This window comes from Nocardia amamiensis, assembly GCF_015477605.1.
In the GTDB taxonomy this organism is placed as follows: Bacteria; Actinomycetota; Actinomycetes; order Mycobacteriales; family Mycobacteriaceae; genus Nocardia; species Nocardia amamiensis_A.
Genome location: NZ_JADLQX010000004.1, coordinates 276534 through 300109, shown reverse-complemented (window position 1 = coordinate 300109; position 23576 = coordinate 276534). Strand labels below are relative to the sequence as shown.

The window sequence follows — 23576 nt, the reverse complement described above, 5'->3', positions numbered from 1 at the left end:
CGCTGAGTGCGGTGTGAAGCTGCTGCCGCAACTCAGCCGGGTGTCTCCGACATCGGACGTCGTGCTCGGCGATGGTGATGTCGCGGCCGTGCGTGCACACCGTGCAGGAATGGTGTGACTCCGGTAGCCCGGAAGATGAGCACGGCCGGTGGCCGGGTAACCAGACATCGAGGACGGGCATCCGCGGCGTCCTCGATGACAGGGGGTTGCCCCGCCAGGCAATGTCGAGGATCAGTCCTTGCCTTGGCGATAATCCAGGGGTGGAAGCGCTGGACATGAACCTGCTCGTCGCCCTCGACGCGCTGCTGGACACCAACAGCGTCACGCTCGCCGCACAGCGCCTACACACCTCGCCGCCCGCGATGAGCCGGACGCTGGCTCGGCTGCGTACCGTGCTCGATGATCCATTGCTCGTGCGGGCGGGCCGCACGCTGGTACCGACACCACGCGCACTGGAATTGCGCTACGAAGTCAGCACTCTGGTCGAACAGGGGCGCGCGCTGCTCACCGCGCGCGACGACCTCGATCCGGCGGCGCTGCGCCGGACCTTCGCGATACAGGCCGGCGACCTGGTGGTCACCGAACTCGCCGCGCCGCTGCTGGCCGCGGCGCGAGCACAGGCGCCGGGCGTGACGCTGCGCTTCGTGCCCGACACCCTCGATGGCACCGCCGCGCTGCGCGACGGACGCGTCGATCTCCAGGTCGGCGTGATCGAACACGCCGACCCGGAGACCACGGTGCGCCGAGTGCTCGCCGACCGTGTGATCGGGGTGGCCGCCGCGGACCATCCCTTGGTCACCGACCGCGTCACCGTCGCGGCATACGCTGCCGCCCGGCACCTGACCATTTCACGCGACGGACGCGCGCACGGCCCGATCGACGACCGGCTCGCCCTGCACGGCCGTACCCGGCGTGTCGTGGCTACCGTCCCGACGCTGACCAGCGCCCTTTTCGCGCTGCGTGGCAGCGATCTGGTCTGCTCGGCCCCCGCCTTGCTGAGCGCCGCCACACTGCCCGCGATCGGATTGGGCGCGTTCGAGATTCCGCTGCCGCTGCCGGAGATCGCCGTCGGGCTGGCCTGGCATCCGCGCAACACCGCCGAGCGTGGGCACCGGTGGCTTCGCGATCTCGTCCAGGAAATCCTGCTGCGCTCGGCGGCCGCGGCACATCCGCCGAAACGGCGCAGCAAGACCGCTCAGGATGTCGAAGGCGGAGTGGACAGCCGGTAGTCGGTCGGCCTGCGATGCGCGTCGCCGTGTTCGGACTGATATCCGTTCGCGGTCGAATCGCCCGCCGGCGGACCGAAGATGTCGGAGCGGCCGAGCGGCGCCGCCGCCGTGCGCTTGAGTTCGTCGAGCATGGCCTGCAGCTTGTCGACGTGGTTGTGCTCGACCGGCGTGCGCTCTTCCTCGGTGGCGTGGCGTGCGCCGGTGAGACCCGCGACGGGGGCATCGGGCGCCGCCCCGTTCCGGGAACCGCTGCGGTCCGCACCCGGATCGGCGCTGGTGGGGGACGCGACAATGCTTTCGTACGCGGCGTTTTCGTGCTGCGAATACGAGGCCGATGACCCGCTGGAGCGCGCGGTCGGCGCCGTGAAGGACGCGGGTTCACGCGACACCGGTGTGGTGAATCGCGAGGCCAGCTCCTGTGCGGGGGGAGCGGTGAAGTTCGATGTCTGCTCGCGCGGCGCAGGCGGGGTGACGTCCTGCCCGGACGTGTCCTTCGGCTCCAGTGCGGTCATGACGGGTTCACGGGGCGGGGTGGAACCCGTCTGCGCAGAGAGGTACGGCTCCGGGGCGGCGTGCACCGGTTTCCGGGGCATTTCCGGTAAGCGCGAGCCATTTCGGGAACCGGCGAGTGCCCGGGAATCGCTCTTCCGTGCAGCAGGTGCCGGTTCCCCGGCCTCGCGCTCCGGCTGGCGTGCGTTCGACCGCCTCGCTCCCCCCAGGGCCGAGCGGTCGGCCGCGGCCGGGTCATTCGAGGCCGGGGAGTCGCCGGACTCCAGCTGTCCCACCCGTGCGTCGATGCCGGAAATATCCCTCCTGGCCTGGGAAGCCCATGCCTCCAGTGCGGCCAATCGAGCCTCGATGGTCTGTTCGTCGGGGACGGCCGGTGTGCCGTCGATCCGGGCCGCTACCGCGTCCAGCTTCTCGCTGACCTCTCGGAGAGTCGACGCGATACTCGACAACATCGCGCCGATCGACTCGCCGGTCTGCTGACCGTGCTCCATGCAGTACCCACTTCCCCGTATCGGCCCAGCTCGCACTCGGCCGGACGATTCTATCCGCCCAGTTGGACATCCGCGGCTCGCGAAGAATCGGCGATACGCCGATCTGTTGACCTGATCGAATCAGCGTAGGCCCACCGTGTTACGTCCACACACGCGGAGTGCGCGCCGATCCGGTTTGTCCGGAAGCGCACCGACCGACGCGAACGGACGCGTCGCGGATGGCGGCAACTGTCGATCAGCGATCCCCGAATGGCCGGAGAGGCCGCATGGCATGATGAAAGCCCTTGTGCCGCAGAGTACCAACGCCGGTCCGAGCCGATGAGCCCAAGTGTGGCGCACCCGAGCGCGGGGTACACGGGACTGGCAAGGTAGGCAAGTCTGACGCACTCTTGATCTATGGCGTGGGTCGCCAGGCCTGCGGTGGTTCGTGCAGGGAGTGGTCGCGTGAGAACGAAGCAGCGGGCGGAGATCGCCTGCGGGCGCCGAGCGCTGCTCGCCGAGTTGGGTATCGGGGACGGCTCCGGCCGGGTGCGCGGGCCGTCGAAGGGCTACGCCTGCGAGTGTCCGGACTGTTCCGCCGCGCAATGGGATATGCAGCGGTTGAAGTACTGGCTCTGCGGCAGGTTGCTGGCCTACGGGGCCGACGAGGCGGAAGTGGACCGGCGCATCGGAACATTGCCCGTGGACGTCTACTGGCGCAAGGGCGATCGTGTGTACGCGATCGAGATCCGCAGCGGGCCGTTGGAGCGCGCACTCGCGCAGGAGCACACCGCGCGGCTGCGCGCCGCCGGCTGCACGGACGTGCTCTGGCTGTGCCCGCCCGGTTACTGGGTGCCGTATCTGCACGCGCTCGGCATCGCGGACTTCGCTCCCGCCACCTGCGATTACCGCGCGGTCACCGGTGTGCTGGACACCGAGCACGCGATGGCGGCGCCACGGCGTGAGCCGGTCGAGCTGCGCGAGTTCATCGCGGGCTGGGTGCGCGGGGAGTTCGTCTGGGGCTATCGGGACGAGAGGACAGGAGGCTGGGCCACCGTGACCGACTGGGAACACCACACGAGGACGCAGGCAACGGTGATCGCCCGGCAGCGCCAAGAGCTGGTCAATCAGCGCACCACGCTGGCAATGGCCCGCAAGGCTTTGCGGGACAAGCAGAAACACGTGGTGAAGCTCACCACGCGACTGGAACGCGCGGAGGCGGCGGCGCAGGATCAGGCCGATAACTTGGCCGCCGCCCAGCGCACGCTCGCCGACCATGACCGGCTGGACAAAGCGCTGCGCAACACCATCGCCAACCTCGAGCAGTCCATCGAACGCTGGCAGCTGATCACGGTCTGCGCGATGCTGCTGATCGTCACGTTCCTGGCTGCGGCGATGGTGGTGCGCTGAGCCGGAAGGGTGCTCGATCCCACCGCCATTCGTTGCGCAGCACCAGAGTGAGGAAGTCCAGCAGGTCCAAGCCGGTCTTCGCGCGCACCTGGCGCAACCCGGCCCAGTGCACCGGCCCGCGCTCGACCAGCTCACGCAGCATCTGTTCGCTCGCCGCCTCGACCCGGCGCGTGCGCAGTTCCGGGACGCCGATACGGCTGCCCGTCCAGACCAGCCAGCCCCAGCCGTTGGCGTGCGCGTACGCGCGGCTCGCGGCCGCCTTCATCCGGTTGACGTGGAATCCGAGGTGGCCGAGCGGCTCGACGTCGATGAGAACAGTTCGGCCGTCGGTCAGCCGGGCGACGATGCTGGGATAGTGCGACCGCTCGGCGCCGTCGAACTCGTAGATGACCGCCGCTGGATGTTCCCGGAACGTTTCGACCAGATCGCTGGCGTTGAGAATCCACAGCAACCTGGCTTCCAGGCCGGAGTCGAACGGCACGTCCCGGCCGACCTTGTCCAAGTAGAAGCGCCCGCGCCCGTCGTCGTCGCTGTCCACCGTGCGCGCGGAGGCGCCGGGGATCGCGGCCGCGGACCCGGGACCGGGCCACTCGACCTGATCCAACCAGGGATTCAGCTGACTGGTCGCCCGCGGTTGCGCGTCCTGCAGCTTGGCCAGGCGCCGGTTGGTCTTCTTCTGCCAGGCCGCGATGCGCTGGGTGACGAATCCGGCGATCCGCTTCGCGTCCTCGGCCGCGTGCCCGGCCAGCCGCAGCTTCAAGTACGACAGTTCGGTGGCGGCGATGTCGGTGTCGGTCGCGTACGTCTCCACCAGCAGCGCGCGCACCAGCTGCCGGTCGCGCGCGTCGAGTGGATAGCGCGCGCCCAGCACCGCCGCGGCGCGGTGCCCGGACTGCTGGGCCATCCGGAGCATCTGGCCCACCGCTTTGGTGTGCAGTTGCCGCACGCGGTCGCGGGACAGGTCGTAGCGGGCGCCGATGCGCGCCAGCGTTTCCGGCCGCTCGCCGCTGATGCCGAGCCGAGCTGTCAGCAGTTCGCCGTCCTTGGCCTTGCGATCGGCTTGCAACGCGATCAACTCGGCGAGCACCTCGTTGACCTCTTCGAGTTCGAAGGAGATGTCGTCGCGCAGGTCGAGCGACTCGGGATCAGCGTCGTCATCCGGCGTGACCGCCACGCTGATCGTCACGCGACAACCCCCTGACTCGGCTCCGGCACTGTGCGCCACAGCGTATCCCCACCCACCGACAACCGACCTCCACCGCGGCGGGACTCGATGTGCGTCCGGTGAACCGTCGGATTCTGTTCGACGGAGCCGGGGCGCCGGCGCAGCACGCCGACGGCGCGGAAACAGGAAAGCCCCGGCGAAAACCGGGGCTGACCTGCTATTTCGGTGGTGCGCGATACTGGGATTGAACCAGTGACCTCTTCCGTGTCAGGGAAGCGCTCTCCCGCTGAGCTAATCGCGCGAGGTGGAGACGGGAATCGAACCCGTGTGCACGGCTTTGCAGGCCGTTGCCTCACCACTCGGCCACTCCACCGCGCAAAGGGGGACGGCGTAATGTTGCCTGGCCCTACCTCTCGAGCGGATGACGGGATTCGAACCCGCGACCCTCACCTTGGCAAGGTGATGCGCTACCAGCTGCGCTACATCCGCATTTCGCATCCCGGCGGCTCGTTTCCGGCCTCCGTGGTGCGAGACAGAACATTAGCCGACGCCAGGTGAAAGGTACAAATCCGCTGGTAGAACGCAGTAAATCGAGAACGTTGCGTGATGTGACTGCGGTGGCTCATGTGGTTGGTGGGGGAAGGGATGTTTCTGTATGCCATCGTCGGTCCGGCCGGCTCCCGGTCTCCGGCGCGGGACTGTCTTCGGTGCGGCGCCGGCGCATCTCCCGACTGCTCGTCTGCGCGCGCGAGCCCATCCTGTCCCGGTGGCGATTTGGTGAACCGCCGGTGGCGCGTGCTAATGTTTCGTCTCGTCCGGAGGGCATCCCCGCACCACCGGACGCAGGTCAGGTCTCATAGCTCAGCGGGAGAGCGTCCGCCTCACACGCGGAAGGTCGCTGGTTCGATCCCAGCTGGGACCACTCGATTGGCGAGACCGGTGCAGTGCATGCCCGGTCTTCTCTCTTCTCTCCGGGCCTTCGGCGGCCATGGGCGCCGAGGTCGAGTGGTGGCCATTTGCGTTCCGTCAGCCCTATGCTCTCAGGTGTGACCCGGGTCACATTTTGGTAGCAGTTGTGATCAGTGCGACCGGAAACCTTTGCAGGTGCTTTGTGAAGTCTTTACTATCAGTCCGAGTTCTGCGTCACGGGTCGCGCCTGCTGAACCGAGGGCCGTCCCGAGCTTCGCCCGCTGCTCGAATTCGATGCCAAGAACATGTTTGACCGATGAACCGGGTGTGGACCCGGCGAAGGAGAAAATATGTCCACCGACACCGATCCCGCACCACGGACGTCGCCGCACGCAGGTACGGTCGATCGACCGGCTGGAAGCGGCCGTGCCGATCCATCCGTTTCCGTCGTGATTCCTCCTGTCCCCCTACTTGTTTTGCTCGACATCATGGGAACTGCCGGTGCCGCGCGTCGCCGTCGTAGTCCACATGGTCGCCGGACTGCTCGGTGGTTCCATGAGCCGAGTCGGCGGACTGCGCCCGAGTTGCACGACGGGCGCCGCCGCGAGGCACGCATCGCTTCGACTGAGCCGCAACTTCTTTCGCTGTCCGCAACTGTGACGTGCCCATTGTGCCCAAGTCCCGCGCCCTCAGTCGGTCGCGAAAACTGGTCATCCTCAGGGGAATTCAGCAGCCATCGGTGGATCTGGAGCAGTGGATCCGGCGGGCGTGGTCAACGTCGAGTGCGGCTGGAGACGCCGCACGCACATCCCCCCGTCGGTCCGGGGATTCGGGATGACGCCAGCCGTCGATCTCGCGGTAGCGCGCGTGATCGAGGTCATGGTCGACGGAATCGCCCGGGGCCGCAGCGCTTCTCGAACCATGATCCACGTCACGTGCTGTGCGGTGGATCACTGTCATGTCGACCAGCGGGCAGTGGGGAACAACACACAATCTGCCCGCTTTCTCAGCCTTTGCTAAGTCTTTACTAATACACTTGTCCTCGTTTACATCTCGACTCATCGCTGTGTCGGGACTGCTTCACCGCGAGATGCCGGTTCGCGGTCTTGTGCCCTGCTGGACATGTTGATCGTCAACCGACCTCGGCGAAACAGCCGAGTCGGCGAAGGAGAGTCATGGCTATCGATCAGGATTTGGCCCCGCCACTGTCACCGCCCGCAGCGACGGGCCCTGACCCCAAGTCCGGACCATTACCCGACCGCGTCACGGACATCCTCCGCCACGATCTGCCCGCCTCGATCGTGGTCTTCCTTGTCGCGCTGCCGCTTTCGCTCGGCATCGCGGTCGCCTCCGGAGCCCCGGTCGCCGCAGGGCTGATCGCGGCCGTGATCGGCGGCATCGTCGCCGGACTGCTCGGTGGCTCGGTTCTGCAGGTGAGCGGCCCCGCCGCGGGCCTCACCGTGGTGGTGGCCGAGACGATCAGCCAATTCGGCTGGCGAACAACGTGTTTCATCGTCTGCGCCGCCGGTGTACTGCAGATCCTGCTCGGGCTCAGTCGCGTTGCCAGGGCCGCACTGGCGGTGGCGCCGGTGGTGGTACACGCGATGCTCGCCGGTATCGGCATCACCATCGCCCTACAGCAGATCCATGTGCTGCTCGGCGGTTCCTCGCACAGTTCCGCCTGGCGCAACATCGTCGAGCTGCCCGGGCAGCTGACCTCGCTGCACGGCGGCGGCGCGTTCATCGGCGCGACCGTGATCGCGATCATGGTCGGCTGGAAGTACATGCCCGCCAAAGTCCGCCTGGTGCCCGGCCCGCTGGTCGCGGTACTCGCGGGCACCGTGCTCGCTCTGGTACTGCCGACCGACGCCGAGCGTCTCGTGCTGAACGGGTCGTTGTTCGACGCGATCGGCCTGCCCGCCCTGCCCAGCGGCGACTGGCCGGCCCTGGCGCTCGCGATTCTCACCATCGCGCTGATCGCCAGCGTGGAGAGCCTGCTGTCCGCGGTGGCCGTGGACAAGATGCACTCGCGCAAGCGCACCAACTTCGACCGCGAGCTGATCGGCCAGGGCTCGGCCAACGTGCTCTCCGGCCTGCTCGGCGGCCTGCCGGTCACCGGCGTGATCGTGCGCAGTGCGACGAACGTGCAGGCGGGCGCGCACAGCAGGGCCTCCGCGGTGCTGCACGGCATCTGGGTTCTGGTGTTCTCGGTGGCGCTGGTCTCCGTGGTGGAGCAGATCCCGAAGGCCGCGCTGGCCGGTCTGCTCATCGTGATCGGCACCCAGCTGGTCAAGCTGGCCCACATCAAACTGGCCCGGCGTACCGGTGATCTGCTGGTGTACGCGGTCACGGTGCTCGGCGTGGTGTTCCTCAACCTGCTCGAGGGCGTGCTGATCGGTCTCGGGCTGGCCTTCGGCCTGCTGCTGTGGCGGGTGGTCCGGGTGGCTATCAAGGCAGAGCCGGTCCCCGGCACGGGACGCTGGCTGGTCACCATCGACGGCTCGGCCACCTTCCTCGCGCTGCCGAAGCTCTCGGCGCAGTTCGCGAAGATCCCCGCGGGAGTCGACGTCACGGTGGAGATGACGGTCGACTTCCTCGATCACGCCGCCTTCGAGGCCATCGAGGAGTTCGCACGACAGCAGGAGAACCACGGCGGCAGCGTCGATTTCGTGGAGATCGGCGGCGCCAGGATGGTGCACGCCACGGCGCAGCCGCCCTCGCGAAGCTTCGCCCGATCTGTCTGGGACGACGTCCTGGGGCCCTGGCGTCACGGCGAGGAGCACGAGAACCCGGTCGCGGCGGGCGTCGCGGCGTACCACCGCAGTCACGCGCACGTCGTCCGGCCGCACCTGGACGAGCTGCGCGACAAGCAGGACCCGGATTCGTTCTTTCTGACCTGTGCGGATTCGCGGATCGTGCCGAACATCATCACCAACAGCGGGCCCGGCGACCTGTTCACCGTGCGCAACGTGGGCAACTTGGTGCCCGCCGAGGGTGACGCGTCGGTCGAGGCCGCGCTCGTCTTCGCGTTGGAGAATCTGAACGTCCGATCGGTCGTGGTGTGCGGGCACTCGTCGTGTGGAGCCATGGCGGCGCTGCACTCCGGGGCCGAGGTTCCCGGTGTGGACGCCTGGCTCACGCACGCCCAGCCGAGCCTGGAGCGCTTCCGCGAGGGCCATCCGGTGGCGGTCGCGGCGCAGGAGGCCGGGTTCGGAGAGGTCGACCAACTCGGCATGGTGAATGTCGCGGTGCAGTTGGAGACGCTGCAGCAGCACCCGGCGGTGCGCAAGGCGATCGCCGAGCGTGGCGTCACGGTGTCGGGTCTGTTCTTCGACATCGCCAGCGCCCGGGTGGTCGAGGTGACCGTGAACGGGATCGCGCACATCGACGACGCGGGACGTCAGCCCGCGGCCGAACTCGTGTGACCGATGAGACAAGTGATCCCGCCCGGCGCCGCCGCCCGGGCGGGATCGTCGTATCCGGTCAGGTCGGAGCGGAATTCCGGGGGCCGGATTGCTCGTACCCTGGGGACGTGACCGCAGATCTGGAAACGAGCTCGACCGATCGGCCGACCGGCTGGCGTGCCTTCCGTGCCGGGCTCGCGCGACGACCTACGCTGTACCTCGCCTACCGGATCGGGGTCGCGGTGGTCGGTGTCGCCGTGCTCGCGGTCGGCGTCCTCGCGATCCCGTATCCCGGCCCCGGCTGGGCGATCGTGTTCGCCGGACTCGGCATCCTCGCCACCGAATTCGCTTGGGCGCGTAAGGCGTTGGGTTGGTTGCGGGACCGGTACCGGCAGGGCATGGCCTGGTACTCCGCCCGTGGTCCGGCGATGCAGGTGTTCGCCGCGGCCGGCACCGCCGCGTTGGTCGTCGCGACGCTGTGGGTATTGGGAACGTTCGGGATCGTGGGTAGTTGGATCGGAGTCGAATGGGAATGGCTGCGCAGCCCCCTGCAGCGGTGACCACCGTCCCGGGGCGGACACTCATCCAGCCGGAGTGGCTGGCCGCGCGTATCGCGGAAATGGGTCACTCGTGGGGGACCACGTCGCCGCGCATCGCGGGCACGCTGTGGTGGTGCATGGTCGCGTCCGCGCTGGTGGAGCAGATCGCGCGGGCCTACGCGCAGGACGAACCGGCCCCCGAGGCCGCGCTGGACCGGCTGGATTGCGAGGTGCGACCGGACGGCGGCATCGACCGGGTGCGCATCCTCATGGACGGCGGCGCGCCGGCCGATTGCGCGGCGGCCCTGCGCGACACCCTCGCCGCCGTGATCCCGCCGGTCGCCGAGGTGTCCGGGGCAGGAGTCCCCTCGCTATGGGCGATTGCCGCCGACGCGATCGGCAATCGTGCGCTGGACGCCGGTTCGCCGGACGCGGGCGCACGGCTGGCCGCCGAGATCGGCGGCAAACTGCCGGCACCGCGGTTCGTCGAGATCGGCGGACGCACGTTCGTCCGGCGGATCTCCTGCTGTCTGGTGTTCGAGGTCCCCGGCTGCCAGATGTGCACCAGCTGCCCCAAACGACCAGCCGCCGAACGCACCGCACTGCTCGCCGACCTCGCCACCGAGACCTAGGAAATAGAGTGAAGCTCGTGGTGACGCGACAACTGATTTCGTGTGCACATGGGTAGCTCGCCGGGCACGCCGAGAAGTCGAGCGGCACCCGACGCAGGACCTGAACGCAAGTCGCCCTCACCTGACCGGTACGGCCTGAAGGCGCGGGGAGGCCGAGGAGCGGAGCACAGTAGCATGGTCGCGCCGGAGCGAACACGCGATCGGCCACCACTCAGCGGGGACCCGCCCGCCCACGAGAACGCCAAGGAGAGCGCAGCCGTGACCACTTCAGCGCCCATCAGCCCAGTCGCCCTCGTCCGGGTGCCGGCCGGGACGACGGCGGGCGCCGCGGTGCGCGAGGCGGGTCTGCCGACCAAGGGGCCGGACACCGTCGTCGTCGTCCGGGTGGACGGCGAGTTGAAGGACCTGTCCTGGACCCCCGACGCCGATGTCGACGTGGAGCCGGTGGCCGCCAACACCGACGACGGCCGCAATGTCATCCGGCACTCCACCGCCCACGTCTTGGCCCAAGCCGTGCAGCAGGAGTTTCCCGAGGCCAAGCTGGGTATCGGTCCTTACATCAAGGACGGCTTCTACTACGACTTCCGGGTCGAGCGGCCGTTCACCCCGGAGGACCTGGCCAAGCTGGAATCCCGGATGAAGAAGATCGTCAAAGGCGCGCAGCGGTTCTCGCGCCGGGTGGTCGAGGTCGAGGACGCCAGGGTCGAGCTGGCCAAGGAGCCGTTCAAGCTGGAGCTGATCAGCGACAAATCCGGCATCGATGACCCCGAGGTCATGGAGGTCGGCGGCAAAGAGCTGACCATCTACGACAACCTGGACCCGCGCTCCGGCGAGAAGATCTGGGGCGACCTGTGCCGCGGCCCGCACATCCCGACCACCAAGTTCATCCCGGCCTTCAAGCTGACCCGCAGCTCCGCCGCCTACTGGCGCGGCGACCAGAACCGCGAGGATCTGCAGCGCATCTACGGCACCGCGTGGGAGTCGCAGGAGGCGCTCGACGAGCACCTGCACCTGCTGGCCGAGGCCGAGCGCCGCGACCACCGCAAGCTCGGCCTGGAACTGGACCTGTTCAGCTTCCCCGACGAGCTCGGTTCCGGCCTTCCGGTGTTCCACCCCAAGGGCGGCATCATTCGCAAGGAGCTGGAGGAGTACTCGCGCCGCAGGCATGTGGCGGCCGGTTACGAGTTCGTCAACACCCCGCATATCACCAAAGGCCACCTCTTCGAGGTCTCCGGGCACTTGGACTGGTACCGCGACGGGATGTTCCCCCCGATGCACCTCGACGCGGAACTCAACGAGGACGGCACCGTCCGCAAGCCGGGCCAGGACTACTACGTCAAGCCGATGAACTGCCCGATGCACAACCTGATCTTCCGCGCCCGCGGCCGATCGTATCGGGAGCTGCCACTGCGGCTGTTCGAGTTCGGCTCGGTGTACCGCTACGAGAAGTCCGGCGTGGTGCACGGCCTGACCAGGGTTCGCGGCATGACCCAGGACGACGCGCACATCTACTGCACCAAAGAGCAGATGCACAGCGAGCTCACCGACACGCTGCGGTTCGTGCTGGACCTGCTGAAGGATTACGGGCTCGACGACTTCTACCTCGAACTGTCCACCAAGGACCCGAAGAAATTCGTCGGCTCCGAGGAGATCTGGGAGGAGGCCACCGAGACCCTGTCGAAGGTCGCCTCCGCCTCCGGTCTGGAGCTGGTGCCCGATCCGGGCGGCGCCGCGTTCTACGGCCCGAAGATCTCGGTGCAGGCCAAGGACGCGCTGGGCCGTACCTGGCAGATGTCGACCATCCAGCTGGACTTCAACCTGCCGGAACGGTTCAACCTGGAATACACCGCCTCCGACGGCACCAAACAGCGGCCGGTGATGATCCACCGTGCGCTGTTCGGCTCGATCGAGCGTTTCTTCGGCGTGCTCACCGAGCACTACGCGGGTGCCTTCCCGGCGTGGCTGTCGCCCGTGCAGGTCGTCGGTATCCCAGTGGCGGAAACATTCGCGCCACATCTGGACCGGGTGATCGAGCGACTGCGGGACGAGGGCGTCCGCGCGCAAGTGGATCGCAGCGACGACCGGATGCAGAAGAAGATCTTCAACAACACCGCGCAGAAGGTGCCGTTCATGCTGCTCGCCGGTGAGCGCGACGTGAACGCGAACGCCGTGAGCTTCCGGTTCCGCGACGGCACGCAGGTCAACACCGTGCCGGTGGAGGACGCGGTGGCCACCATCGTCGCCTGGATCGCCCATCGGGAGAACGCGTCGCCGACGGCCGAGGGTTTCGAGATCCGTTCCGCGAACAAGGGCGGGGCATGACAGAGCGTACAGTGCCGGACGGGCTCGCGGATCTGGACGAGACCGCGGCCTCGGCCGAGCAGGGCGCCATCGTGGACGCCGGCGCGGGGGAACCGGATCGGCTGCTTCGACTGTGGACGCCCTATCGCATGTCCTACATCGCGGAGGCGGCCACGGGTCCCAAGGATTCGACGGGCCATCCGTTCACGGACATCCCGAAGATGGACGACGAGGACGGATTGGTGGTCGCCAGGGGCGAGTTGGTGTACGCGGTGCTCAACCTGTACCCGTACAACCCCGGCCACATGATGGTGGTGCCGTACCGCAAGGTGGCCGACCTGGAGGACCTCACCGAGGCCGAGAGCGCCGAACTGATGGCCTTCACCCAGCAGGCCATCCGGGTGATGAAGAAGGTATCGCGGCCGCACGGCTTCAACGTCGGGTTGAATCTCGGCGGAGTGGCCGGCGGTTCGCTGGCCGATCACCTGCACCAGCACATCGTGCCGCGCTGGGGTGGTGACGCGAACTTCATCACCGTGGTCGGCGGAGTGAAAGTGATGCCGCAATTGCTGCGGGAGACCAGGGCGCTGCTCGCGGCGGCCTGGAAGGAGGCGTAGATGAGCGACCGGGCGGATCAGCCGTGCTGAGTTTCTTCGGCCGCGAGGCGTTCGCCAAGGCGACGGCGCCGCTGGGCAAGGCGCTGGTCGGCACCGGCCTCACACCCGATGCCGTGACGCTCATCGGTACCACCGCTTCCATCGTCGCCGCGGTCACGCTGTTCCCGACCGGACACCTGTTCTGGGGAACCATGGTGATCTGGTTGTTCGTCATGTTCGACATGCTCGACGGGGCCATGGCCAGGGCGCGCGGCGGCGGCACGAAATACGGCGCCGTGCTGGACGCCACCTGTGACCGCCTCGCCGACGGAGCCATCTTCGGTGGCCTCGCGTGGTGGGCGGTCTACCACGAGCAGCACAAACCGCTGTTCGTCGCGACGCTCGTCGTCCTGGTGACCTCGCAGGTGATCTCCTACGCCAAGGCACGCGCCGAAGCCAGCGGGCTGTCCGCGGACGGCGGCCTCATCGAACGGCCGGACCGCCTGATCATCGTGCTGGTCGGCGCCGGATTCACCGGTATCGGCGGGCACTGGGGCATCGAATGGCTCACCTACGCCGTCCACGTGGCCATGTGGATTCTCGCGGTCCTCAGCATCGTCACCGTCGTCCAGCGGGTGCTCGCCGTGCGCAATTCGCCGGGGGCGCGAACCGTGATACCGGCCGCGCAGCCGCGGAATTCGAGCACGGGAACCGCCGACGCCACGGGGCTCCCGTCGTGACCTCACCCGGTGCCGGACGCCGACCTGTCGACGGTGGCGTCCGGGCATCCGTGCCGATGGATCGCGAACGAGGAGCGGGGCAGTGAGCATGAGTGGTCAGGCCCTGAGGCGGCAGCGCAGCGTGACCATGCAGGGCTCCGCTCATGCGCGAGAGGACACAGCATGAGCATCGGGGAGCAGCTCGGTGCCGCCGGATACGCGGCGGGCTGGCGGCTCGTGCGTGCGCTGCCGGAATCGACGGCCCGGCGCTTGTTCGACTGGGGCGGCGACCGGGTGGCCCAGCGCGCCAATCGGGAGTTCCATGCGGGGGGTGCGCCGAATCAATTGCGGCGCAATCTCGCCCGTGTGCTGGGCGTGCTGCCCGCCGACGTGCCGGACGAGCTGATTCGCGCCAGCATGCGGTCCTACGCCCGGTACTGGCGCGAGGCGTTCCGGCTGCCGGCAATGGACCATTCCGCGATCGACTACTTCGTCGACGGATTGTCGTTCCTCGACGCCGCGCTCGCCGAGGGCCGCGGCGTGATCTTCGTGCTGCCACACTCCGGCAACTGGGATATGGCCGGTGTCTGGTTGGTGCAGCACTACGGCAACCTGACCACCGTGGCCGAGCGGCTGAAGCCGGAATCGCTGTTCGAGCGGTTCGTCGCCTACCGGGAGAGCCTCGGCTTCGAGGTATTCCCGTTGACCGGCGGCGAGCAGCCGCCGTTCGGCCGGCTGGCGGCGCGCCTGCGACAGAACAAGATCGTGTGCCTGATGGGCGAACGCGACCTCACCGGCAAAGGGGTTCCCGTTCAGTTCTTCGGTGAGCGCACCTGGATGCCCGCGGGCGCGGCGAAGCTGGCCATCGAGACCGGCGCGGCGCTGATACCGGTGCACGCGTGGTTCGAGGTCGATGCCGACGGGCGCGAGAACTGGGGCTTGAAAACCGAGGCGCCGCTGGACGTTTCCGGTGGTGTCGCCGCGGCTACCCAGCAACTGGCAGACCGCTTCGCGGCGAATATCGCCGAGCATCCGGCGGATTGGCACATGCTGCAACCACTGTGGGAGAGCGACCTGTCGCCGCAGCGGCGCGCCATGATCGCCGCCGCGCAGGCGAGCATCCGGGCCGAGCAGGGGGACATAACCACATGAAGATCGGCATGGTCTGCCCCTATTCGTTCGACGTGCCGGGTGGAGTGCAGGCGCATGTCGTCGAGCTGGCGCGGGTGTTCATCGAACGCGGGCACAAGGTGAGCGTGCTGGCGCCCGCGTCCGACGGCACGCCGCTGCCGGAGTTCGTGGTGTCGGCGGGCCGCGCGGTCGCCATCCCGTACAACGGGTCGGTGGCGCGATTGTCGTTCGGGCCCATGGCCTACACCAGGATTCGCCGATGGATCGACGGCAACGATTTCGACGTGCTGCACATCCACGAGCCGAACGCGCCCAGTCTGTCGATGCTCGCGCTGAAGATCGCCGAGGGGCCGATCGTCGCGACCTTCCACACCTCGACGACGAAATCATTGGTGCTGAGCACTTTCCAGGGCGTTTTGCGGCCGTATCACGAGAAGATCGCCGGCCGCATCGCGGTCTCCGAACTGGCGCGGCGCTGGCAGGTGGAGGCGTTGGGCTCGGACGCGGTGGAGATCCCCAACGGCGTCGATGTTCCCGCGTTCGCCAGGGCGCCGATGCTGCCCCGCTATCCCCGCGCCGGGGGGACGGTGTTGTTCCTGGGCCGTTACGACGAGCCGCGCAAGGGGATGGAGGTCTTGCTCAGCGCGCTGCCCGATCTGGTGCGCAAGCACCCCGATGTCGAGATCCTGATCGTGGGCCGCGGCGACGAAGACCGGCTGCGCCGTGAGGCGGGTGGGCTGTCCGGGCACCTGCGCTTCCTCGGGCAGGTGTCCGACGAGGAGAAGGCTTCGGCGATGCGGAGCGCGGACGTCTACGTCGCGCCCAACCTGGGCGGCGAGAGCTTCGGCATCATCCTGATCGAGGCGATGGCCGCGGGCACCCCCGTGGTGGCCAGCGAACTGGACGCGTTCCGCCGGGTCCTGCGAGATGGCACGGCCGGCATGCTCGTCCCGGTCGGTGACTCGGCCGCACTGGCCGCCGCACTGCACACCGTGCTCACCGACGAGGTGCGCAGGGAGGCCTTGGTGCACACTGCGGCGCAGGTGGTGAGCGAGTACGACTGGCCGGTGGTGGCCGAACAGATCCTGCGCGTGTACGAGACCGTGACCGTCGGCGACATCAGGGTGCGGGCCGCCGGATGATCACCTTCTCCGCGACGACCGTTCTCGTTCTCGCGCTGATCGCCGCGGTGGTCATCGCGATCGGGCTGTGGGCGTACTCCACCGCCAATCGGCTCGACCGACTGCATGTGCGCTCCGATTTGTCCTGGCAGGCCCTCGACTCGGCGTTGGCGCGGCGTGCGGTGGTGGCCAGGGCGGTGGCCATGGCCATCGCGGGCCCGGTGTCCGATCCGAGACTGTCGGAGCAGGCCCGGCAGCTGTCGGCGCTGGCGGACCGGGCCGAGCGGGCCGGTCGCGCCGACCGGGAGACGGTGGAGAACCAGCTGTCGTCGGCGCTGTCGGGCGTCGACATCGACATGCTGCGTCCGCAGCTGGTCGCCGAGCTGGCCGACGCCGAGGCCAGGGTGCTGATCGCCCGCCGCTTCCACAACGACGCCGTGCGCGACACGCTCGCGCTGCGCACCCGCCGCCCGGTCCGCATCCTGCACCTCGGCGGCACCGCCCCGCTGCCGTCCTATTTCGAGATCACCGAACGGGCCACGCCCGCCGCGTCCACCGGCCTGGCGGTCGACACCATCCGCACCACCGCGCGCGTCGTGCTGTTCGACGAGCACGACCGGACCCTGCTCATGCGCGGCAACGACCCCAAGACGCCCGAGGTGTCGTTCTGGTTCACCGTCGGCGGCGGGGTGGAACCGGGGGAAAGCCTGCGCGTCGCGGCGGTGCGGGAACTCTACGAGGAAACCGGCTACCGCGCCGACCCGGACGCCCTGCGCGGCCCGATCTGGCGGCGGGTGGCGGTATTCCCCTTCAATGGTGAGCTGATCCGTTCCGAAGAGTTGTTCTTCGCCCTGCGGGTGCGCGGTTTCGAACCGCACGCCGCGAACCAGACCGCGATCGAACGCCGCTCCATCACCGGTAACAAATGGTGCACGGCCGCCGACATCGTCGCGCTGGACCGCGGCGGTGAGACCGTATACCCGTACCACCTGGATGAACTGCTCGCCGAAGCCGCCCAGGTCGCGTCGGGAACGACCGACCCCGAGGTCCGCTCCATCCGCTGACCGGATGTGTTGTGTTTCACGATCGTGATACCGTCGCGATGAATCAGCGCGCCGGAGGGTAGTGCTGTCGTCGGACGCGGAGGAATTCGGCGTCGTGGTCCCGGCAAGCGGGGCCGTTCCTGCTCGGTTGTGGAGGTAGTTGGTTCATGTCGTATCTGCTGTTCGATTTCCTGTTGCCGCTGCTCGGCCCCGCCGCCGCGGAGTACTGGGCGCAGTTGCTGGTGGTCGGCCCGCTGTGAGAAATACCGCGCCGGGACGGCACGCTCGCTGAGCCCTCCCGGCGTAGGTCACCTTCTGGCTGGATCACACCAGGCCAGTGCACTCCAACTGGCTATCAAGTGGCCTTTCGCGGCCGCCTAGAATCGTGGCGTTCGATTCCGAGCAACCAATTGGCGCACATGCCTGGAGGAGTTTGCCGTGACCACGCCCGAGACCACCCAGACCGTCGGCACCGCCCGCGTGAAGCGCGGCATGGCCGAGATGCTCAAGGGCGGGGTGATCATGGATGTCGTCACGCCGGAGCAGGCCAAGATCGCTGAGGACGCCGGAGCGGTCGCGGTGATGGCACTGGAGCGCGTTCCGGCCGACATCCGTGCGCAGGGCGGCGTGTCCCGGATGAGCGATCCGGACATGATCGAGGGCATCATCTCCGCCGTCTCCATCCCGGTCATGGCAAAGGCCCGCATCGGTCACTTCGTGGAGGCGCAGATCCTGCAGAGTCTCGGCGTCGACTACATCGACGAGTCCGAGGTGCTCACCCCGGCCGACTACGCCAACCACATCGACAAGTGGAATTTCACCGTGCCGTTCGTCTGCGGCGCGACGAATCTGGGTGAGGCGCTGCGCCGGATCACCGAGGGCGCGGCCATGATTCGCTCGAAGGGCGAGGCGGGCACCGGTGACGTGTCCAACGCGACCACGCACATGCGCAAGATCCGTCAGGAGATCCGCAGGCTGTCCTCGCTGCCCGAGGACGAGCTGTTCGTCGCGGCCAAGGAACTGCAGGCGCCGTACGAGCTGGTGCGCGAGATCGCCCAGACCGGCAAGCTGCCGGTCGTGCTGTTCACGGCGGGCGGCATCGCGACCCCGGCCGACGCCGCGATGATGATGCAGCTCGGTGCCGAGGGCGTGTTCGTGGGTTCGGGCATCTTCAAGTCCGGCAACCCCGCGCAGCGCGCCGCCGCGATCGTCAAGGCCACCACGTTCTACGACGATCCGGACGTGCTGGCGAAGGTGTCGCGCGGCCTGGGCGAGGCCATGGTCGGCATCAACGTCGAGGAGATCGCGCAGCCGCACCGGTTGGCCGAGCGCGGTTGGTGATCGCGGGCCGTTAGCTTCTGCCGCGTGGATTGCGGCAGCTGCGGTACTTCGTGGTGTCGGCGGAGGAGTTGTACTTCCGCCGCGCCGCGAAGCGGTTGTTCATTTCGGGACCGACACTCGGTCAGCGGACCGAAGTTCTGGAGCGGGAGCTCGGCGGTCCGCTGCATTCCGGCTTCCCGGGTTGGCCGCCGCACTGACGGCGGGACTGTCGCCGACGTAGCGCGACCCGCGTGTCGGCGTTGACCGTCCAACTCTCACGGCGGCCAGAAAGTAGTCTCAGGGTTCCCATAAACACGCTCAGTAGCTTCGCCATTCGATTGCCCATGGCCGTTTCGTGTCCTCGCATCGTCGGGGATCCTCCGAACGCAAAGGACGAACAGTTGAAGCTTCGTAAGACCGGACGTATTGCCGCCGCGGGGTTGGCTATGGCTGCCGCCCTCAGCCTGGCCGCCTGCGGCAACGATGAAACGAGCGAGTCGGATAAGCCGACGCGCACCACAACCGGCGTCGCGGCGACTGCCACCACACCCGCCCCGCCCACCGTCGACGAACTCAATGCCCTGCTGCAGCGTGCGCTGGATCCCGCGGTGCCGAACGAGGAAAAGCTCGACAGCGTGCAGGGCATCGAGGCCGACCCCGGACTGCCGAACCGCTTGGCGGAGGCGTTCCGGCAGTCCAATGCCACGGTCGTGGTCACCGGAGTCACCGCATTCGGCGACAGCGTCACCGCGCAGGCCAAGTTCACCATCAATGGCCAGGAGAATCTGGTCGACGTGCCCTTCGTGTTGGACGGCGGCAAATGGAAGGTCCAGAAGGCATGGGCTTGCCAGGCGCTGACCAACCTGAACCAGCAGTCCCCGGCCTGCGCCGCCTGACCGTTCCCGGCGCCAGGGCGCAGTGCGCTTCGCTCTACCGGTTTCGGCCCGGCAACGCTTCCGCGATTGCCGGGCCGAAACATTGGAGAGGGCGCCTACCCCGCGTGGTCGTCGTCGACTCGCAGTGCGGGGCGATCAGGGTGGTCCCAGCGGACAAAGTACGTTGGTGTATCAGGGTTTTCGGCATCGTGCCCGAGCAATGCGGGAATGGTCCACTGCGCGTCCGCGGGAGTGATGCGGCGGAGGGCGGCCGCGGACAGGTCCAGGCGCACGGTCAGGTCGGCGTCGAGGCCACGGCCGGACAGCATCGGTCCCGCGACGATGATCGTGGTGGCGGGCGGTGCCGTGCGGATCGCCGCACGTGCCGAGCGGTCGGCGGCTTCGTCCCAGAGAGCGGGCAGCCACCGGCCGTGGTCCCGCAGGGCGACGACGACCTCCCGGCGCACCGCCGCATAGTCGAACCACGCTGTGCGATAGGACATCTCGTCGGTGCGGCCGAACTCCATGCGCAGTGATGCGGGACGCACGTAGTCGTGCAGCGAGACCACGGCGGCGCTGCGTCCCGCGTCGCGCAGCGCGGCGGCGATCCGTGCGGCGAACGCGACGGGCCGCGCGGCGTCGGCGCCGTCGACGGCGATCACCGTGCAGGAGCGTGCGGTCAGGACGGGCCGGATCACCAGCTCGACGAGGCTGTCCACGGTGATCGGCAGAAAACGGGGCACCTGTCCATCTCAGCAAACCGCGACGTGCCGCAGGACGGTGAGGCGTCGCTGTTGCCGGGTGTTCACCGGTGGCCGCGGCGCGCGCCGGGCGGCGGCCGGGTTAGTCTCACCGCATGGCGACAATCGAAGAGGCGCTGGAGATAGAGCGGCTCGAGCGGGACATCTTCCGTGGCGCGTCCACCAAGACCCAGCTCCCGCGCACGTTCGGCGGACAGGTTGCCGGCCAGGCGCTGGTCTCCGCGGTCCGGACCGTGGAACCGCGGTTCCAGGTGCACTCGCTGCATGGATACTTCCTGCGACCGGGCAATCCGCAGGAGCGCACCGTCTATCAGGTCGAGCGCATCCGGGACGGCCGCTCGTTCTGCACCCGCCGGGTGACCGGCATCCAGGACGGCGCCGCCATCTTCACCATGTCGGCCTCCTTCCACGTCGGCGATCAGGGTCCCGTGCACCAGGACGTCATGCCCGAGGTGCAAGCGCCCGATGATCTGCCCGACGCGGAGACGACCATGACCCCCGAGCGGCTGTGGTTGATGCGCGAGTGGGAGCACTGGGATATCCGCATGGTGCCGCAGGAGAACGTGTCCCGCCGCGACGGTGTAGTCTCCCAGCAGCAGGTGTGGTTCCGCTACCGGCACCCGCTGCCCGACGATCCGCTGGTGCACGTATGCACCCTGGCCTACATGAGCGATATGACGCTGCTCGGATCCTCGAAGGTGATTCACCCCGACGAGCCGACCCAGAACGCCTCACTCGACCACGCGATGTGGTTCCTGCGCCCGTTCCGCGCCGACGAGTGGCTGCTGTACGACCAGTCCGCACCTTCGGCCGGTTTCGGCCGGGCCCTGACCGGCGGCAAGATCTTTACCCGCGACGGCACCCTGGTCGCCGCCGTGGTCCAGGAAGGGCTCATCCGCACTTTGCGGGACAGCTGAGCGTCGGTGTCGCCGATGCCTCTTAGACGGCAACCGTGAGCAGGACCACATCGGCACGGCTCGTAAGCTTTCCGGCGTGAACGCTACCTCGGTCGCCGCACCCGCCGCCGACACCGGCCCGGTGCGGTCCGGTCCCACCATCGGTGTGCTCGGGTTGCAGGGCGACGTCCGGGAGCACGTCGCGGCCCTCGAACGGTGCGGTGCGCGACCTGTGCTGGTCCGTCGCGAGTCCGAGCTCGCCGCGGTGGACGCCCTGGTGCTTCCCGGTGGCGAGTCGACTGCGATCAGCAAGCTGCTGGAGGCATTCGAGCTGCTGGAGCCGTTGCGCGCGCGGCTGCGCGACGGGATGCCCGCCTTCGGCTCCTGCGCGGGCATGATCCTGCTCGCCTCGGAGGTGCTCGACACCCGTCCGGACGCGAAGCACCTGTCCGGGATCGATATGACGGTGCGCCGCAATGCCTTCGGCCGGCAAGTCGATTCATTCGAGACCGACCTGCCATTCGCCGGACTCACCGGCGGTCCGGTGCGGGCGGTGTTCATCCGCGCGCCGTGGGTCGAGCGGGTGGGCGAGGGCGTCGAGGTGCTCGCCACCGTGCCGGACGGTCCCGCGGCGGGCCGGATCGTGGCGGTGCGACAGGGCACTGTCCTGGCGACGTCGTTCCATCCCGAGGTGACCGGCGACCTGCGGGTGCACCGGATGTTCGTCGACCTGGTCCGGGCGGCCTGAGCGGAGACCGCTTTGCGCGGTCGTAACGGACGCCCGAGTAGGCTGGGGAAGTTGTCCGCCCGGCCGTGCCGGTACGGTACACACCACCAGACGTGCCATCGACCTGAAGGAAGTAGGGAATGAGCGGCCACTCCAAATGGGCCACCACCAAGCACAAGAAGGCTGCGATCGACGCGAAGCGCGGCAAGCTGTTCGCGAAGCTGATCAAGAACATCGAGGTGGCGGCCCGGACCGGTGGTGGTGACCCGGATGGCAACCCGACGCTGTACGACGCCATCCAGAAGGCGAAGAAGTCGTCGGTCCCCAACGACAACATCGAGCGCGCCCGCAAGCGCGGCGGCGGCGAGGAAGCCGGCGGCGCCGACTGGCAGACGATCATGTACGAGGGCTACGGCCCCAACGGTGTCGCCGTGCTGATCGAGTGCCTCACCGACAACCGCAATCGTGCCGCGGGCGAGGTCCGGGTCGCGATGACCCGCAACGGTGGCAACATGGCCGACCCGGGCTCGGTGGCCTACCTGTTCCACCGCAAGGGCATCGTCACCTTGGAGAAGAACGGTCTTTCCGAGGACGACGTGCTGATGGCGGTGCTCGACGCGGGGGCCGAAGAGGTCAACGACCTCGGCGAGTCGTTCGAGATCGTCAGCGAGCCCGGCGATCTGATCGCCGTGCGCACCGCGTTGCAGGGCGCCGGGATCGACTACGACTCGGCCGAGTCCGGTTTCCAGCCCTCGGTCTCGGTCGCGGTGGACGCAGACGGCGCACGCAAGGTGATCAAGCTGGTCGACGCCCTCGAAGACAGCGATGACGTGCAAAACGTCTACACCAACGTCGACATCCCGGACGAGGTGCTCGCCCAGCTCGACGACTAGTCGATCAACCGCGCGTAGTACTCCTGCATGGCGGGGTAGTACGCGTCGAAAGCGGGGCGGTCGGTCTGCGCACGGGCCGCCCCGAGCATGTCCAGGTAGTACTCCCAGCCAGGGCCGACCTGGGGAAGCTGGGCGATCTCGGCATCGGTGAGCAGGTGATGGGTGAAGCGCAACTCCGTGGTGCCCGCCGACTCGCTCAGCGCCAGGTCCAGCCGCCACGAACCGTGCTCGTCGATCGCTGAGACCGCCAGCCGGTGCGGCGGTTCGCAGGCGTCGATGCGCAACTCCATCCACGGCTGCTCGTCCTCGAACGCCATCTGCACCTTGATCGTTCGTCCCGGTGCCGCCTCGCCTTCCCACGGGCCGAACCAGCGTGCGGTGCGGTCGGATTCGGTGACGCTGGCCCACACGTCCTCGATCGGGGCGCGGTAGGTGCGGACCAACACCAGGTCCTTGCCCGTGCCTACGGGGAAAAGCCGTCCGGTGGGTCGCTTGGTCATGCCGTGTTCTCCTGTGTCGCGTCCTGGCCACCGGAACGGCGCTCGCGCCTGGTCCGGTAGACCTCCGTCTCGAGTGCGTCGAGGTGGTGCGCCCAGTCCGTCGGCTGGTCGAAGCGTGCGAGCCACTCGGTGAGTTCAGACAGCGGTCTGGTGTCGAGCACGTAGAAACGCTGTCTGCCGACGAGTTCGTCGCGCACTAGGCCGCTTTCGCGCAGCACGCGAAGGTGTCGGCTGACGGCAGGGCGGCTGATCGCGAAATGCCCGGCGATCTCACCGGCGGTGCGCCGGGCGCCGAGCAGTAATTCCAGGATTTCCCGCCGAACTGGATCGGCGATCGCTCCGGCCACCTCGTCCACGCACAAAAGCGTAACCAGCCGGTTACGCTTTTGTCCAGCGCCGTGTGCGACGCATGCGATCAGCGCTTC

The 23576-nt window shown here is 68.1% G+C and carries 22 protein-coding genes and 4 tRNA genes; 18 read left to right on the top strand and 8 right to left on the bottom strand.

What is annotated here, in order from left to right; translation table 11 throughout:
- Positions 1 to 260: 260 nt before the first annotated feature.
- Positions 261 to 1229: a LysR family transcriptional regulator gene (locus IU459_RS07950; protein ID WP_195128808.1), complete on the top strand. Its 969-nt coding sequence runs from the start codon at positions 261 to 263 to the stop codon at positions 1227 to 1229.
- Here the strand turns inward: IU459_RS07950 and IU459_RS07945 are convergent.
- Positions 1196 to 2230 (bottom strand): hypothetical protein, encoded by a 1035-nt coding sequence (locus tag IU459_RS07945; RefSeq protein WP_195128807.1) that lies wholly within the window; start codon positions 2228 to 2230, stop codon positions 1196 to 1198. The genes IU459_RS07950 and IU459_RS07945 overlap by 34 nt on opposite strands.
- A gap of 444 nt (positions 2231 to 2674) precedes the next feature.
- On the opposite strand from IU459_RS07945, the gene IU459_RS07940 reads away from it, so the two are divergent.
- A complete protein-coding gene (locus IU459_RS07940; RefSeq protein ID WP_324198788.1) occupies positions 2675 to 3619 on the top strand; it encodes a hypothetical protein in 945 nt (314 codons plus the stop codon).
- Here the strand turns inward: IU459_RS07940 and IU459_RS07935 are convergent.
- From IU459_RS07935 to IU459_RS07920, 4 genes are all read right to left on the bottom strand, one after another.
- Positions 3585 to 4805, bottom strand: a complete 1221-nt coding sequence (locus IU459_RS07935) for a sigma factor-like helix-turn-helix DNA-binding protein (protein ID WP_195128806.1) — start codon at positions 4803 to 4805, stop codon at positions 3585 to 3587. The genes IU459_RS07940 and IU459_RS07935 overlap by 35 nt on opposite strands.
- 205 nt (positions 4806 to 5010) lie before the next feature.
- Positions 5011 to 5085 (bottom strand) — tRNA-Val (locus IU459_RS07930).
- Between the two features lies 1 nt (position 5086).
- Positions 5087 to 5157, bottom strand: a tRNA-Cys gene (locus IU459_RS07925).
- Between the two features lie 43 nt (positions 5158 to 5200).
- Positions 5201 to 5273: transfer RNA gene (locus IU459_RS07920), tRNA-Gly, on the bottom strand.
- 361 nt (positions 5274 to 5634) lie between these two features.
- On the opposite strand from IU459_RS07920, the gene IU459_RS07915 reads away from it, so the two are divergent.
- The 13 genes from IU459_RS07915 (at position 5635) to IU459_RS07855 (ending at position 19395) form a co-directional block, all read left to right on the top strand.
- Positions 5635 to 5706 (top strand) — tRNA-Val (locus IU459_RS07915).
- A gap of 1162 nt (positions 5707 to 6868) precedes the next feature.
- The gene (locus tag IU459_RS07910) at positions 6869 to 9118 is read left to right on the top strand and encodes a SulP family inorganic anion transporter (RefSeq protein ID WP_195128805.1); all 2250 of its coding nucleotides are present in this window, start codon (positions 6869 to 6871) and stop codon (positions 9116 to 9118) included.
- Between the two features lie 107 nt (positions 9119 to 9225).
- Positions 9226 to 9657 (top strand): TIGR02611 family protein, encoded by a 432-nt coding sequence (locus IU459_RS07905; protein ID WP_195128804.1) that lies wholly within the window; start codon positions 9226 to 9228, stop codon positions 9655 to 9657.
- On the top strand, positions 9654 to 10268 hold the full coding sequence (locus IU459_RS07900; protein WP_324198787.1) for a (2Fe-2S)-binding protein: 615 nt from the start codon (positions 9654 to 9656) through the stop codon (positions 10266 to 10268). Before IU459_RS07905 ends, IU459_RS07900 begins: the two co-directional genes overlap by 4 nt.
- A gap of 258 nt (positions 10269 to 10526) precedes the next feature.
- Positions 10527 to 12590 carry a threonine--tRNA ligase gene (thrS, locus tag IU459_RS07895; RefSeq protein ID WP_195128802.1) on the top strand — a complete coding sequence of 688 codons (2064 nt, stop codon included), beginning with the start codon at positions 10527 to 10529 and terminating at the stop codon, positions 12588 to 12590.
- A complete protein-coding gene (locus IU459_RS07890) occupies positions 12587 to 13186 on the top strand; it encodes an HIT family protein (protein WP_228837532.1) in 600 nt (199 codons plus the stop codon). Before thrS ends, IU459_RS07890 begins: the two co-directional genes overlap by 4 nt.
- Before the next feature lie 23 nt (positions 13187 to 13209).
- Positions 13210 to 13905, top strand: a complete 696-nt coding sequence (pgsA, locus tag IU459_RS07885) for a phosphatidylinositol phosphate synthase (protein WP_195128801.1) — start codon at positions 13210 to 13212, stop codon at positions 13903 to 13905.
- A gap of 162 nt (positions 13906 to 14067) precedes the next feature.
- Positions 14068 to 15036: a phosphatidylinositol mannoside acyltransferase gene (locus IU459_RS07880; protein ID WP_195128800.1), complete on the top strand. Its 969-nt coding sequence runs from the start codon at positions 14068 to 14070 to the stop codon at positions 15034 to 15036.
- Complete coding sequence (locus IU459_RS07875) at positions 15033 to 16157, top strand: glycosyltransferase family 4 protein (RefSeq protein ID WP_195128799.1); 1125 nt, start codon at positions 15033 to 15035, stop codon at positions 16155 to 16157. The genes IU459_RS07880 and IU459_RS07875 overlap by 4 nt, the downstream gene beginning before the upstream one ends.
- Positions 16157 to 17200, top strand: coding sequence for an NUDIX hydrolase (locus IU459_RS07870; RefSeq protein WP_195128880.1), 1044 nt, complete (start codon positions 16157 to 16159; stop codon positions 17198 to 17200). The genes IU459_RS07875 and IU459_RS07870 overlap by 1 nt, the downstream gene beginning before the upstream one ends.
- Positions 17201 to 17617: 417 nt before the next feature.
- Positions 17618 to 18520 (top strand): pyridoxal 5'-phosphate synthase lyase subunit PdxS, encoded by a 903-nt coding sequence (pdxS, locus tag IU459_RS07865; protein ID WP_195128798.1) that lies wholly within the window; start codon positions 17618 to 17620, stop codon positions 18518 to 18520.
- Between the two features lie 29 nt (positions 18521 to 18549).
- Positions 18550 to 18717, top strand: a complete 168-nt coding sequence (locus IU459_RS07860; protein ID WP_195128797.1) for a LysR family transcriptional regulator — start codon at positions 18550 to 18552, stop codon at positions 18715 to 18717.
- Positions 18718 to 18900: 183 nt separating this feature from the next.
- The gene (locus IU459_RS07855) at positions 18901 to 19395 is read left to right on the top strand and encodes a hypothetical protein (RefSeq protein ID WP_195128796.1); all 495 of its coding nucleotides are present in this window, start codon (positions 18901 to 18903) and stop codon (positions 19393 to 19395) included.
- 95 nt (positions 19396 to 19490) lie between these two features.
- On the opposite strand, the gene IU459_RS07850 is transcribed toward IU459_RS07855, so the two are convergent.
- Complete coding sequence (locus tag IU459_RS07850) at positions 19491 to 20117, bottom strand: hypothetical protein (RefSeq protein WP_195128795.1); 627 nt, start codon at positions 20115 to 20117, stop codon at positions 19491 to 19493.
- Positions 20118 to 20230: 113 nt separating this feature from the next.
- Between IU459_RS07850 and IU459_RS07845 the strand changes: the two genes are divergently transcribed.
- The 3 genes from IU459_RS07845 (at position 20231) to IU459_RS07835 (ending at position 22651) form a co-directional block, all read left to right on the top strand.
- Positions 20231 to 21052 carry an acyl-CoA thioesterase gene (locus IU459_RS07845; RefSeq protein ID WP_195128794.1) on the top strand — a complete coding sequence of 274 codons (822 nt, stop codon included), beginning with the start codon at positions 20231 to 20233 and terminating at the stop codon, positions 21050 to 21052.
- Between the two features lie 76 nt (positions 21053 to 21128).
- The gene (gene pdxT, locus IU459_RS07840; RefSeq protein ID WP_324198786.1) at positions 21129 to 21779 is read left to right on the top strand and encodes a pyridoxal 5'-phosphate synthase glutaminase subunit PdxT; all 651 of its coding nucleotides are present in this window, start codon (positions 21129 to 21131) and stop codon (positions 21777 to 21779) included.
- A 119-nt stretch (positions 21780 to 21898) separates the two neighbouring features.
- Positions 21899 to 22651 carry a YebC/PmpR family DNA-binding transcriptional regulator gene (locus IU459_RS07835; RefSeq protein ID WP_195128793.1) on the top strand — a complete coding sequence of 251 codons (753 nt, stop codon included), beginning with the start codon at positions 21899 to 21901 and terminating at the stop codon, positions 22649 to 22651.
- Here IU459_RS07835 and IU459_RS07830 read toward each other — a convergent pair.
- Positions 22648 to 23151 (bottom strand): SRPBCC family protein, encoded by a 504-nt coding sequence (locus tag IU459_RS07830; protein WP_195128792.1) that lies wholly within the window; start codon positions 23149 to 23151, stop codon positions 22648 to 22650. The two genes, IU459_RS07835 and IU459_RS07830, sit on opposite strands and share 4 nt — an antisense overlap.
- Entirely contained in the window at positions 23148 to 23507 is a 360-nt protein-coding gene (locus IU459_RS07825; protein WP_195128791.1) for a metalloregulator ArsR/SmtB family transcription factor, read from the bottom strand. The genes IU459_RS07830 and IU459_RS07825 overlap by 4 nt, the downstream gene beginning before the upstream one ends.
- Between the last annotated feature and the right edge of the window lie 69 nt (positions 23508 to 23576).

What these genes read in the sequence shown, in the direction of transcription:
- IU459_RS07945 (WP_195128807.1), bottom strand. Translation starts at nt 2,230, where the DNA reads ATGGAGCACGGTCAGCAGACCGGCGAGTCGATCGGCGCGATGTTGTCG.
- IU459_RS07910 (WP_195128805.1), top strand. Translation starts at nt 6,869, where the DNA reads ATGGCTATCGATCAGGATTTGGCCCCGCCACTGTCACCGCCCGCAGCG.
- IU459_RS07890 (WP_228837532.1), top strand. Translation starts at nt 12,587, where the DNA reads ATGACAGAGCGTACAGTGCCGGACGGGCTCGCGGATCTGGACGAGACC.
- IU459_RS07880 (WP_195128800.1), top strand. Translation starts at nt 14,068, where the DNA reads ATGAGCATCGGGGAGCAGCTCGGTGCCGCCGGATACGCGGCGGGCTGG.
- IU459_RS07875 (WP_195128799.1), top strand. Translation starts at nt 15,033, where the DNA reads ATGAAGATCGGCATGGTCTGCCCCTATTCGTTCGACGTGCCGGGTGGA.
- IU459_RS07845 (WP_195128794.1), top strand. Translation starts at nt 20,231, where the DNA reads ATGGCGACAATCGAAGAGGCGCTGGAGATAGAGCGGCTCGAGCGGGAC.
- IU459_RS07835 (WP_195128793.1), top strand. Translation starts at nt 21,899, where the DNA reads ATGAGCGGCCACTCCAAATGGGCCACCACCAAGCACAAGAAGGCTGCG.
- IU459_RS07830 (WP_195128792.1), bottom strand. Translation starts at nt 23,151, where the DNA reads ATGACCAAGCGACCCACCGGACGGCTTTTCCCCGTAGGCACGGGCAAG.